This is a genomic window from Paenibacillus cisolokensis, from assembly GCF_018403665.1.
Classification (GTDB): Bacteria; Bacillota; Bacilli; order Paenibacillales; family Paenibacillaceae; genus Paenibacillus_AH; species Paenibacillus_AH cisolokensis.
In genome coordinates this window covers 1-13165 of the sequence record NZ_BOVJ01000107.1, presented here as the reverse complement: position 1 = coordinate 13165, position 13165 = coordinate 1, and the positions used below count along the sequence as shown (strand labels likewise).

The 13165-nt window shown below is 56.8% G+C and carries 8 protein-coding genes and 1 pseudogene; 1 reads left to right on the top strand and 8 read right to left on the bottom strand.

Features of this window, described 5'->3' with window-relative positions; all coding sequences use genetic code 11:
• Positions 1–19: 19 nt before the first annotated feature.
• The 8 genes from PACILC2_RS15240 to PACILC2_RS15205 all read right to left on the bottom strand — a co-directional run bounded on the left by PACILC2_RS15240 (position 20) and on the right by PACILC2_RS15205 (position 11194).
• On the bottom strand, positions 20–2077 hold the full coding sequence (locus PACILC2_RS15240) for a YIP1 family protein (RefSeq protein ID WP_213529340.1): 2058 nt from the start codon (positions 2075–2077) through the stop codon (positions 20–22).
• A 14-nt stretch (positions 2078–2091) separates the two neighbouring features.
• Positions 2092–2958, bottom strand: a complete 867-nt coding sequence (locus PACILC2_RS15235; protein WP_213529339.1) for a carbohydrate ABC transporter permease — start codon at positions 2956–2958, stop codon at positions 2092–2094.
• A gap of 1 nt (position 2959) precedes the next feature.
• On the bottom strand, positions 2960–3853 hold the full coding sequence (locus tag PACILC2_RS15230; protein ID WP_235593430.1) for a carbohydrate ABC transporter permease: 894 nt from the start codon (positions 3851–3853) through the stop codon (positions 2960–2962).
• A 6-nt stretch (positions 3854–3859) separates the two neighbouring features.
• Complete coding sequence (locus tag PACILC2_RS15225) at positions 3860–6778, bottom strand: extracellular solute-binding protein (protein WP_213529338.1); 2919 nt, start codon at positions 6776–6778, stop codon at positions 3860–3862.
• 89 nt (positions 6779–6867) lie between these two features.
• The gene (locus PACILC2_RS15220; protein ID WP_213529337.1) at positions 6868–7149 is read right to left on the bottom strand and encodes a hypothetical protein; all 282 of its coding nucleotides are present in this window, start codon (positions 7147–7149) and stop codon (positions 6868–6870) included.
• A complete protein-coding gene (locus tag PACILC2_RS15215) occupies positions 7101–8294 on the bottom strand; it encodes an ABC transporter substrate-binding protein (protein WP_213529336.1) in 1194 nt (397 codons plus the stop codon). Before PACILC2_RS15215 ends, PACILC2_RS15220 begins: the two co-directional genes overlap by 49 nt.
• A 388-nt stretch (positions 8295–8682) precedes the next feature.
• Positions 8683–9804, bottom strand: a complete 1122-nt coding sequence (locus PACILC2_RS15210; protein WP_213529335.1) for a GntR family transcriptional regulator — start codon at positions 9802–9804, stop codon at positions 8683–8685.
• Between the two features lie 145 nt (positions 9805–9949).
• Positions 9950–11194, bottom strand: coding sequence for a DUF445 domain-containing protein (locus PACILC2_RS15205; RefSeq protein WP_213529334.1), 1245 nt, complete (start codon positions 11192–11194; stop codon positions 9950–9952).
• Positions 11195–11570: 376 nt separating this feature from the next.
• Here PACILC2_RS15205 and xerS point away from each other — a divergent pair.
• Positions 11571–12652, top strand: a pseudogene (gene xerS, locus PACILC2_RS15200) (tyrosine recombinase XerS).
• Positions 12653–13165: the final 513 nt, after the last annotated feature.

Here is a 13165-nt window from a genome sequence, read left to right as displayed (position 1 = left end):
GGCTTGTCATCCCGGGCGGTCATAGACGGAACGTCAACTCCCGATAAATCGAAGCGATAAAGCCGATCATTTGCTGCATCATGCTGAAGAAGAGCACGCCGAGGAACATCAGAATGCCGATGACGATGATTGTCAGCAGCATCGTCACGAACGTCTTGCCCGCCGTAAATTGGTGAACGGTCATCGTTCCGACGAACAACAGGCCGACAAACCAGATCCAGGCGATCGCTTCCAGCAAGTAATAGAACGAGCTCTCATCACCCGAGATGACGCGGCTGTACAGCGTCTGCGGAATATAAACGATCACGAGCGGCATGAGCGCGTAACCGGTCGCCATGACGATGTCCTTGAACGTCCCTTCGCCGTCCATCAGCGTCGTAAGCGACCAGTTCGCCACGCACCAGAGCAGGAACGGCAGCAAGATGTACTGCAGCTCCTGCAAGCTGTTCAGTTCGGACAAGTTGTTGAAATTCACGACAAAGCCGCTGTACTGGCGCTTCACAATGGTCACGACGGCAAGGCCGAACAGAATGAGCAGCGCGACTTTTAACCGGCCTTTATGCTCGTACTTCATTTCCCAGAAGCCGTTGAACGGATGTATCATCGTATAAAACGGGTTGCGCAATACGCCGATTTCCTTGTAAAAGCTCCCCGCGGCGATTTTTCGACGGCTGAACCTGTAAACGGCGAAGACGAGAACGGCGGCTGCAGCGGCGGCAGTGACGAACGTGCCGAATCTTTCGATGACGATTTCCTTCCGGTAGCGCTTGAACGCTTCCGAATAGTACTCCCGGTTGTTGCCGAGCTTGAAGTAGGCCATCGCCTGGCGATTGTCGCCGTTCTTGAGCAGCGATTTGCCGATTCCGATGTAGCCGACATCGAAATTGGCGTTCAGTTGCAGCACTTGCTCCCACGCTTCGGCGGCTTTGTCGGACTCGCCGTTATGGAGCGCGATGACCGCTTCCCGGATCAGACGGCCGTAGCGCGTAGGCTCGAACACGGAGATGCGGTTGTAATCCTTGTCGAGAACGATCATCCGGTTCCCGATCGTATCGATCGCCGACGGCGTGCGGAACTGATCCCGTTCGCTGCCGAGCGAGCCGAACGTATACAGCAGATTGCCGTCTTTGTCATACGTGAAAATGCGGCCGCGCTTCGAGTCCAGCGCATTGTACATTCCGCCTTCGTCGGCGGCGATGTCGATGAAGATCGAGCTGCCCGGCCGGCTTCCCGTCTGCGGCGCGCGAATATCGCCTTTCGGCGGAAAATAACCTTTGGCGCGCAAGATGTCGGCGCCCGACGGATTGAGCATTTTGATCGGCCGGCTGGCATCCTCCTCCGAGGTGGTCGTGTAAATAAACCCTTTGCCGTCAAGATCCAGATTGTTGAATTCCAGCGGAATGAACTGTTCCATCTGATCGCGCTGCGCTTTCGTCGATATCCGTTTCCAGAACAGATCGAGCGGGTCGAACTTGACCCGGTTCGTGCCGAGGAAACCGACGAAGCGCCCGTCCGAATCGAACTCGATAATGCCCTCGTAAGAGCCTCTGCTGACGACATAGATCCGCTCCGCCTTGTCGACGGCGACTTTGATCGGCGTATACCGGAAGCCGCTGCGCAGCAGCGTCGTTTCCGGCGCGCCGATCTCCCGCAGCAGCGTGCCGTCCGCATTCAAGACGACCAGTCTGCGGTTCTGCGTATCGGCGACGAAAATCCGGCCCTTGTGATCGACGAACACCCCTTCGGGCTGGCCGAACGAATCCGCGCTGCCGCCGTTGCCGAACTCCGCGATGACGCGCACCGCGTTCAGATTCCGGTCCAGGATGACGATCCGGTTGTTGCCCGTATCCGCGATATAGACGCGGCCGTCCGGTCCGACATACAGATCCTGCGGATTGGATAACGGTCCGACGCCCAGGCTCTCCCCGTCGATCGTCCGTAGCAGCGTGTACGGCACCGGCGAAGGAACGGCATCGCCCCAATAATTGTAAGTGTAGCTGTCCGATCCGGCATGTGCGGGAGCAGCCAAACCGATCAAGATCGCCATGGCGAACAATATGGCTATCGTTCTTCTCAAGCGGCTCCCCCCTGTCAATCTTTCAGACCCGACGTCGACATCGTCTGAATAATGTTGCTCTGTGTCACAATAAAGACCGTGATCGGCACGACCATCATGAGCAGTGTCACGGCCGCGACCGGTCCGGTGCGCACGATGCCGCCGGCGGCGATTTGCCCGAATACGTCATTGATCGTCTTGAGCTGCTCGCTGTAAATAAATTTGATGGCGCTGCCCGACCACAAATTTTGCAGGGCAAAAATGATAAGCGTCAGCCAGGCGGGCTTGACCATCGGCATGACGATCTGCCAGAAGATCCGGTATTCGCTGGCGCCGTCCATTTTGGCCGCTTCGATAAGCGCGTCGGGGATTTGCTCCATGAATTGCTTCATCAGGTACAAGCCCAGCGTCATCCCGAATGCGGGCAGAATGATCGCCCAGTACGTGTCGATCAAGCCGAGCCAGGAAATCGTCATATAGTTCGGCACCTGCGTCACATGGGACGTGAACATCAGCGACAGGACGACGATGCTGAACAGCACCGAACGGCCCGGAAATTTGATCTTGGCGAGCGGATAGGCGGCAGCCGACGCAAGCAGCACGTGGCCGGCCGTTCCCGTCGTTGTAATGAAAAAGGTGTTGAAGATATAGCGGGAAAACGGGACCCACGAATCGTTGAATATATGGACCAGATCGATAAAATTTTTAAACGTCGGATTGCGGACGAACAGCTTGGGCGGAAATTGGAAAATTTCGTCAATCGGCTTGAATGCGTTGTTGATCGTGAACACAAGCGGCAGCGCCATGAAGCAGGCGACCATGCCGATGACGGCGAACAGCAGCAGATCGACGCCCAGGGACCGGTTCAAACGTTTGAATTTGTATGCCTTGATGATTCTCATGCTATTCCCCTACCTTTCTCAGCAGCTTCTGCGTGAGCAGGTTGGTCAGCAGCATCATCGAGAACAATACCGTGGCAATGGACGACGCGTAGCCGAGCTCGAACCGGATCGTGCCGAAATCCATCAGGTGCGTCACGATCGTATGGCCGGCATAGTCGACGCTCGGAAAGCCGAGCAGATTGACCGACACTTCCGCAACGGCAAATGCCGTCGAAATTTGGATGACCGCTCCGAACATGAGCTGCGGCCGCATCGCCGGCAGCGTAATGAACCACAGCTCCTGCCACCGGTTGCGGATGCCGTCGATGGCGCCGGCTTCGTACATCGTGCGGTCCACATTTTGCAGGCCGGCGATAAAGGCGAGGAACGAGGTTCCCAGACTGAGCCAGAGCTGGACGATAATGAGGATGCCCAGCATATATCGCGGGTCCTGCAGCCATTGGACCGGTTCGAGAATGAAGCCCCAGCTCATCAGAAACGAGTTGGCGTAGCCGTAGGAGTCGCTCGAGAAGAGCAGCTGCCAGATCAGCAGAACGTTGCCCGAGATGGACGGCGCGTACAGCACAAGCGTCAGAAACGCGCGCAGCCTCGGAGGCAGCTCGTTGATGAGCCAGGCAAACAGAAAGCAGGCCATATAGCTGATAGGGCCGGTTATTGCGGCGAACAGAATCGTATTTTTTACCGCGATGAGGAACACGTCGTCCTGGACCAGCAGACGGATATAGTTCGACCAGCCCGCCCATGTCGGCGGTTCCAGCATATTGTAATGGGTGAAGCTGAGCAGCAAAGACATGACAACCGGAACAACCGTAAAGGTGGTGAAAATAAGGAAATACGGCGCCATCAGCACATATGCCTGCCTATGCCTCTTGATTTCGACGAATGCTTTCCGTATGGCCCCTCACTCCTCGTAAGGTAGATTGAACTCTTTGCGCTTCAGCGTAATTTCCTCATTCATGTATCGAACATAATATTCCATCGCTTCCCTCGGATCGTCGCCCTGCACGACAACTTTGCGGAATGCATTGTCGACATGGCGGCCGGTCATGTATCCTCCCGGCACTTCCGGATTGCCGTGCACCCACTCGAACTGCTCCATCAGCCTTCGGTAATCTTGCGATGGCCACGGCAACAGCGACAATGCTTCCAGGTTGGCGGTCGGGTAGCGCGCCGACGTGCCGAGACGAATTTCCATTTGCCGGCCGAATGCCAGCTGCGTCTCCTTGCTCGTCCACCATTTCAGGAACGACCACGCCGCTTCCTTGTCTTTCGCCGATTTGAACATGACGGCTCCCGTCCCGTTGCTGCCGACATCGCGGCGAATTTGCCCGTTCTCCGCCGGCATGCCGGGTACGGGCACGAATTCCCACAACCCTTTCAGCTCCGGAGCGAACACGCTCAGCATGTTGTACATCGTATAATCGGCGATGCCGATCGGCATCTCGCCCGTCCGGAACCGGTTCGCAAAGTCGATCTGAATCGGCAGCTTGTAGCTGACGAACAAATCGGTCCAGGCGGTGAACGCCTCGATGCCGGCTTTGCTGTCCAGATTGCTCTTCATGCCGTTGTCGGTATACAAGGTGCCGTCCCGCTGATACAGCATCATCGTCAACGCGGAGCTCGGCATCAGCGTGGAGCTCGGCGTCTGCGTCGCCGTCTCGCTGCCGGGAAGCCCGAAGATCAGATTCTGCTTCTGCAGCGTCGGAATCATCTCGTATACGTCATCCCATGTCTGCGGGATTTCCAGCTTCAGTTCGTCCATAATGTCTTTGCGGTAGAACATGACCGGAAACGTCTGCTGCTCGGGAAGCGCATAGTAGCGGCCGCCGAACTCATAAGGCACGAGCGCGCTGTCGTGAAAACGGGCCGCCACCTCGGCGAAATCGGGAAAGTCGCTTAACGGCTGCAGCGCATTGCGCGTCGCGTAATTGACCGGCTGCTCGTTGGACAGCTGCAGGGCGATGTCCGGTCCTTTCCCCGCGATCGTGGCGGACAGGACGACATCGGGATTGACCAGCTTCAGACTGACCTTGATGCCGGTCTCCTTGGTAAAGGAATCGTCGATCAGACGTTTCAGCACCTGAGCCTGGTCCCTGGCCGTAGTCAGCCAGACGGATATCGCCTGGTCGTCCTCGGTGCCGTATTCGTCGTAATCTTCCGTAAACGAAGCGAGGAACGAGCGGACGCCGCTCGCCGCGCTGCGGAAGAAGGACGACTCCGGCTGCGGCAGCTTCTCGCCCGGCGAAGTGACGAGCAAGTAGTCGATCGCGAGCGGCTGCTCCTTGAACGAATTGAGCCAATCGCCAAGTCCGCCGACGTTCGTCTTGAAGCGGTCGATCCGGGACGGTACCGTATCCGGACGCTCCGCCATATCCTTCAGCTGATAAGCCAGCGACTTGATCGTGGCGGTCCGGTCGGTGCCGTCGCCGGCTCCCTCGATCAAGTCCGCGACTGCGTACAGGTTGGCGCTTTCCCGCCGGAATACGTCGATCATATGCGGAATGCGGCGGTCGAGCTGATAGTCGCGGAACGAATCGGGCACGGTGCCGGTATAGCTGATAATTTCCCGATACATCGCGTTCAGATTCAATATGGTCGTCTCGATCGCCCGAATGACGGCGGCCATATCCCCGAGCGTCGTTTCCAGCCCGATCGTATGCGTGCCTTTCGTCAAGTAAAACCGATACGGCTCCTCATCCGATCCCAATACTCCCATCTGCCAGTCGCTGCTGTAGGGGAACGCGATGCGGCCCGCTTCGCGAAACGGGAGCTTGCCGTCGATCGTCAAGCTCCGCACGGCATAACCGCCGCGCAAATAGTTCTGGCGGAATTTCAGGGCGATGGTGTACAGGCCGTCCTCCGGCGCTTCGAATTCCCACTCGATCCGCTGTCCCGGCAGCCGCCAGCCCCATCCGCCCATCGCGTTGTTGCGCACTTTCGACACATGGAACGGCTCGACCGCCGGATCGGAGCGGTCATTGTACGGAAGCAGCGTCGGCGACGACTTGCGCGCCGTATGCTCGCCCTGGATTTTAATCGGGACGCTCCCGGCATTCCGGTAGCCTTTCGCCTCGTATTCCGCCTTCACCTCGGCGTACGCCGGCTCCTCCGGCACATTCAGCAGCTTGAAATAATCGATGGTCAGCGGTTCTTTCACGGACGTCAGCGACAGCGCATGTTTCCCTTCCGTAAAATAAAACAGATACGGTTCCGTGTAGTAACCGGTCGTATCCTTCAGTACCGTCTCCTGCCACATGCGCACTTCCACCTGGGCGGGCATCAGATCGTTGCCCTGTTCGTCCCGCTCGAACGCGTTCGTTTCGTTCTTCCAGACGCGGTGGAAGACGATGCTGCGGGCCTCGGCGAACGGCAGCTCGCCGTCGATCCGCAGCTCGCGCTCGACGTCCGATTCTTTGCCTTCCGGTACGAAATATTTGAACTGCAGATTGTACAGCCCCGTCTGCGGAACGTCGAATTCCCATGTGACGGTGCCGGTTTCGTCCGTCCATACCGCCGCTCCCGGCCTGCCTTCCTCGTCTTCGGCCGCGGCTGCGTCCATCCCCTCGACACGGGTGTAGCTCTCGCCCTCCACCCTTACTTCGATGCCGGGACGTTCGGCGGACGCCGTCACCCCGGACAAATATTCGTCGTAGCTCCCCTGCTTGTAGGAACCGCCCGCAACCATGGCGGTCGGGCCGACCGGCGAAGGTCCCACGGTCACCGCCTGGCGCGCCTTCGTGCCGGACAGCGGCCACGCCACGGATGCGGCCGCAATGATAACGAGCGATAAACCAATCATGAACTGGATCGGCCGCCGCATGTCCTACCCCCTCTTCGTTCGGGCTTCTCCTTCCCGCGCCGGCAGGCGCCGGGAAGGAGAAGCATGGCGCATTGAACAGCTGTACCGTTTTACTTGCTATCGCTGAGCAGCTTGCCGATATTCGCTTCGAACTGCTGCTTGACTTTGTCGACCGCAGTAGCCGGCGTCACCTTGCCGTCGGTAATGTCTTTGACGACGCTTTCAAACAGCTTTTCGCCGTCCGGAACGGCATAATAGGAAATGTAGCCGATCTTGTCATACATCTGTTTGCGGGTGTCGAGCGATTCCTTGGACGGCCAGGACATGGCCCACGATTCCTCGGTCAATTTGCGCCCTTCGCCGTACAGATTGATTTCATCGTAAATATGCATAGCCGCTTCGGCGTTTTCGAATACTTGGCGGCAAAATACATATTGCCGAACGGGGTATAGCTTTTATAATCGTCCGCGTTCGGACCTTTCGGCAGAAATACGTACCCGATCTCCTGGCCGGCCAGCCCTTCGATCAGACCGCTCAGCTCCCAGCTGAAGCCGGCATAGAAGACGCCGTTGCCGGATACGAATTCTTTCGTCTGGTCTTCCACATTCGGCTTGATCGATTTGTCGACATTGTACAGATCCGAGACGAATTGCAGCGCCTCGATCGCTTGCGGACTGTCGAGCGAAAATTTGATTTCGCCGTTCTCATCCTTGTCGACCGCCCCGTTGTTAACGTAAATGAATTGCTCGGCCAGCCATTTGACGCCGCCGTTCGCTCCCGCGATGCCGTAAATATCCGTCTTGCCGTCGCCGTCGGTATCTTTCGTCGCCCGCTTCACGTAATCGCGGAACACATCCCAGGTCCACTCGCCTTTCTGCTGCAGCTCGTACGGATCTTCCAGACCGAGCTTTTCCACTAGCGTTTTGTTGTAATAAAATCCGTACGGGGAAGGCGATCCGTCATAGTGGCCGTACTGCTTGCCTTTGTAGCTGCCGCCTGTTCTCATCCATTCGTTGTATTTCGGGTCCGACATGTCGAGCCACTGGTCGATCGGTTCGATCAGCCCTTTCTCCGCAAGCGTCGGGAACGCCCAGAACAGCTCCAGCACGACGACATCCGCGAACGGTTCGCCGGCAAGCGAAGTCGTGGTGAAATGCTCCACATAGTTTTCATAGTCAGCGAATTTGACAAATTCGATTTTGGCGTTGTATTTCTTCTCTACTTCTTCAATCTTCTTCACCATCATTTCCGCGGCCGGAGTCCGCTCTTCCGCCTTCGTCTCGCGCGGATCGGCGCCGTCCCACCACAATCCGATCTTGACCGTTTCCCCGTTCAGATCGAATATTTTCTCATCCGACTGCTCCGGCTCCGCTTCCGGTTTCGTTTCCTCGCCGTTGCTGCCGGTTTGTTCGGCGGCCGGCGCGTCCCCTCCGGCATTTCCCTGATCCTGCGGTTTCTCCGTATTTCCCGAGCAAGCCGCCATGATGACGAACAGCATTAGACAAATGAGCAGAAAAGGTTTTTTAAGCGCTTTCACTTTACCGCCTCCATCTCCGGAATATTTGACAGTAGTGCGAAAAACCGAATGCAACCCATGACCCCTTTGATTTCCCGCTTTGCCCCCTTCGCCTTGAAAAGGTGTTCCCGTCCCCTGCTGTGCGACGACAATAAGAATGAATATGGTATACCGACTTATCCGAAAATTGATATACCATAAACTCTTATTGCGCCTATTATATCCCCGATCGAATCAATTGTAAATAATTTGATATATCTAATATAAAGAATTTTTGCGATTTCGAACGCCATCGCAGCCGCCCCGGACGGAGCGGAAGAAGGTAAAAGAAGGACGTGTTTCGCCCGCAACTGAAAAGAGCTTTCCGCACGCCGGAGCGTTCGGAAAGCTCTATTATCATCTTGCATGTTCAGGCGCGGACATGGCGTACGGCTGTCGACTGGCGTTCGATCATCGTGACCGGAATTTTGATCATCTGATGCCCGGTATTCCGATTCTCGATAATGTCGACGATCAGTTCGGCCGCCTTTCGGCTCAAGTGGTAATAATTTTGCGCCACCGTCGTCAGCGGGACTTCCACATGGCCGGAAATTTCATGGTTGTCAAACCCGATGATCGACAGCTCGCTAGGCACGCCGATGCCGGATTCGAGCGCATTTTTGAGCAGATCGGCCGCGAGCAGATCGTGCTCTGCCTGGATCGCGGTCACTCGCTTCGCCAGCAGCGAGGCCAGCATCGATTGGTAAAACTCGCGCGCATTGCTGTCGTCTACGTCGCGGTAGAAATCGGTGTATACGAGCTCCGGATCAATGGCGATCCGGTGATCCTTCATCGCCTGGCAATAACCGAGGTAGCGGTCCCGGACCGAGCTTCGGTATTCGATGCTGATGCTGGAAACGAAGGCAATCCGTTCATGGCCGAGCTCGATCAGCCTGCTTGCCGTCATATAGCCGCCGCTGTAGTTGTCGGATACGACGCTGCTGACGTTAAGCTTGTCGAAATATTGATCTACCGTGACAAGCGGGTAGCCGTTGCTGCTGAGCGCATTGACCGTCTCCACGTTGCTGATCGTGCTGAGCGGATATAGAATAATGCCGTTGATGCCGCTTCTCGGGAGCCGGACAAGCAATTCCTTTTCCTTCTCCTTGCTCCAATTGCTGTTATGAATGCTCAAATAATATCCTTTGGAGTCCAGATAATCGGCAGCGCCTTTAATATATTCGAGCTCACTCGTCGCCATATACGGCAAAATCATCGAAATGATCGGACCGGCGCTCCGGATTTCGTCCTGCCGCACCGGCTCCGGCTCTTCCCGCGGCTTGACGTAACTGCCGCTGCCGCGCTTGCGGTAGATCATTCCGTCCCGCTCCAGCTCGATAAGCGCCCGCTTCGAGGTGATCCGGCTGACGCCATACTGCTCGGCCAGCTCCACTTCCGTCGGCAGCTGCGCTTCCGGCGCATAGTATCCGGTTTCGATTTTCTCCTTCAAATCGTCCAGAATCACTTGGTATAAAGGTCTCTTGTCGGGCACGTCGAGTCACTTCTCTCCATTCTACATCGAATATTTCGGATCGTAGACATTTCATTGCATATGTTATTCTCGCTGTTCTTACGGCGTAATTGGTATAACTATTTTAAATTAAATATACCAAATTTTCAAATGAGAAATAAAAACATCACCATGCGATCTGCAGAGCGGTCAGCACAAGGCCGATCACAAAGCCGCACAGCGCGCCGTTGACGCGAATCCATTGCAAATCTTTGCCAACCTTCCGCTCCAGCATCGCCACGAGCGTCTTGTCGTCCATCCGGTCCACATTTTCTTTGACCAGCCGGCCGATCCGGTAATGATTTTGCTCGACGAGCCTCGTCGCATAATCACGCAGATTGCTCTCCCACGCCTCGATCATGGCGGGGTCGCGGTCGATGAAGCGGCGCAGCGCCCGGTAAGCGCGGAAAACGGCTTTCCCTCCGTTCCGCTTCTCCGTCTCCGTCCAGCCGATGAGCCATTCCTTCGCTTCGTTCAAGCGACCGACTGCGAACCGCTCGAACGTCTCGCCTGCAACGGCGTTTTCCGCCCACGCTTTCCAGCGGGCATGCAGTTCCTCGTTGTCGGCCAAAGCGTGCATTCGCTCGCGGATTTCCATCACGATCGAATGGCGGTAGACATTGTCGTCTTTGCCCAGATCCTCCAGCGCGGTCACGATCATATGCTGAAGCAAGCCGCCGAGCTTGTCTTCGTTCATGAATCCGGCGAACGCTTGAACCGCAAAACCGAGAAAACCGCCTACCTGCGCTTCATTCAGCTTGTCCAGCGCCAGCCGACCAAGCAAATATTGTGTTCCCGGCTTCCGCACCCAATTTTGCGCTTCGTTCAGCAGGTAATCGAACGCCCGTTCGTCGTACCGTCCGTCGATGACCGCGTCCGCTGCGCGGGCGAGAGGCTCCCGCAGCTCCGCCTGGCGGACGAAGGAAGCGAGAATCGGCCGAATGTGCGGGACAAGCCGTTCCGGCTCCGTCCGGGCGATCAGCTTTTGCGCGTAATCGAGCAGCGCGATCCGTACGTCGCGGCGGGCGAGCAGTCTCGTCGCACCCGTCGCCGCGAGCCGCAGCAGCTGCAGCTTCTTCAGCTTGGCGCTGATGCTCTCCTTGTTCAGCAGCTCGTTCTCCATCGCCGATACGAGCGCATTGACGATTTTGTCCCGATTCCGCAGCAGCAGCGAGGTATGAGGAATCGGAATGCCCATCGGATGGCGGAACAGCGCCGTTACGGCAAACCAATCGGCAAAGCCCCCGACCAGCCCGGCTTCGAACCCCCCTTTGGCCAGTTCCGTCCATATGCTGTCCGGCAGCGCCAACGTCGCCGCAAATCCGGCGCCCATAACGGCCAGTGAAATTCCCGCGATATTTTTCGTGTTCATATGCAGCCTCCGCTCAGATGTAAGGTCGTAGGGTCGAATGACTACGAATGGCCAGATTATGCAAACATTATGCCAAACCTGCGCTCCCCGAGCGCCGTTATTTTATCGGAAAACAAGAACAGTTATCCGGCAAAGCCGTCCCAATCGGAATCCGGCCTTTCGGTTTCAGTTCGATCGTAACATATTCTTTGGGAAAAAACACCATACCGGGGGTTGGGGACGCTGCCGGCCGACGGCTCCGCCAAGTTGTTCGACGGTTGCCATACTGCTACAATAGAAGCGTCGCCGTATCATTTGGATGCGTTTGGCAACGCCGAAGACGCGTTTCCTTATCATAACCTTTCTCTCTGACATTGTTCCTGCGAGGTGACGAGTTTTGAACATTTTGAAAGCGAAGGACCGGCAAGAGCTGGAAAAGAAGCTTCCTACCATGCCCTGGTATGTCGAGAAGTTTATCGGCTACAAACTGCCCGATCTGTCGCCTTCTTCTTTGCTCGAGTACGTGCGGGATTACGAAACGTTTTTTTCCTATTTGCTGGCCGAAGGGCTTGCGGAAGGGCCCACGATACGCGACATCAAGCTGGAGGAGCTCGAAAGGCTGCATATGGACAATATCGACGGCTTCCGGATGTTTCTGTCGACACGGCAGCAGCAGACGAACAGCCGCGTCACGATTACGCGCAAGCTGTCTTCGCTCCGCTCGCTCTTCCATTACTTGAGCCAGATCGCCGAGGACGAACAATTCTACCCGCTGCTGAAGCGCAACGTCATGGCCAAAATTTCGATCAAGCGCACCCATAAGCCGAAGGATACGGCGGCCAAGCTGGAAGGCAAGCTGCTGCAGGAAGAGGAAATTGCCGAGTTTCTCGAATACGTCAAGCACGGCTACGGCGCCGACGTCGCGAGCAACAAGCAGGCTTTGTACGCCTACGAACTGAACCGGACGCGCGACGCCTGCATCGTCAGCCTCATCCTTCATTCCGGGCTGCGCGTTTCCGAGGTCGTCAATCTGGATGTCGACGATATCGATTTGAAGAAAAAGCTTACTTATGTATACCGAAAAGGGAAAAACGACGATACCTTCAAGACGCCGGTTTATTTTCGCCAGGAAGCGGTCGCCGATCTGCAGGCATATTTGTCGATGCGCGAAACCCGCTACAAAGCGCCGAAGCGCGAGAAGGCGCTGTTTCTCGCCATCGCCAACGGGAAGTCCGAAGGCTCCCGGATGACGAAGCGCGCCATTCAGGAATGGTAATCAAATACGCCAAACGGTTCGGCAAACCGTACCTGTCCGTTCACAAGCTGCGCCATTCGTTCGCGACGGACTACTATTTGCGCAACGATATTTACAAAACGCAGGAGCAGCTCGGTCACGCTTCGCCCGAAACGACGCAAATCTACGCCCATCTGACCGACCGGACGATGGCCGAAGCGATCGATCGCGTCCGCGATGCGTAGAGGTTGCGCGCTGTTACGCGCGACCTCTGCCGAATTTCCGCCAGCCGCCCCGCCCCTTCGTCTATGTTATCCCGACCTTATTCCGCCTAAACCCGCAGCCGGCAATTGCGATCGCGTACGAAACGGCGCCGATGGCGGTCGCCCATACGCGGTAGTTTCGAATCCTCGTAATCCAACCGAACATGTCCATGCGGCCCTGCATCGCAGCTCCCCGGTAGCGGGTCAAACCGTCGGGGGGCCGATAGCCTACCTGTTGGGCGCTATACGTTCGCGTCGCCCCGATCGCGCGTCCGATAGCCTACCTGTTGGGCGCTATACGCTCGCGTCGCCCCGATCGCACGTCCGATAGCCTACCTGCAGGGCGCTATACGTCGCGTCGCCCCGATCGCGCGTCCGATAGCGCACCTGCTGGGCACTATACGCTCGCGTCGCCCCGATCGCGCGTCCGATAGCGTACCTGCTGGACCTTTCCCGCTTGCATTATCGGAACAATGCTGCAAAAGCTCTACGGCC

Excerpts from the sequence above, each read along its gene's own strand:
- PACILC2_RS15235 (WP_213529339.1), bottom strand. The coding sequence starts at position 2,958 with ATGAGAATCATCAAGGCATACAAATTCAAACGTTTGAACCGGTCCCTG.
- PACILC2_RS15225 (WP_213529338.1), bottom strand. The coding sequence starts at position 6,778 with ATGCGGCGGCCGATCCAGTTCATGATTGGTTTATCGCTCGTTATCATT.
- PACILC2_RS15220 (WP_213529337.1), bottom strand. The coding sequence starts at position 7,149 with ATGCATATTTACGATGAAATCAATCTGTACGGCGAAGGGCGCAAATTG.
- PACILC2_RS15205 (WP_213529334.1), bottom strand. The coding sequence starts at position 11,194 with ATGAACACGAAAAATATCGCGGGAATTTCACTGGCCGTTATGGGCGCC.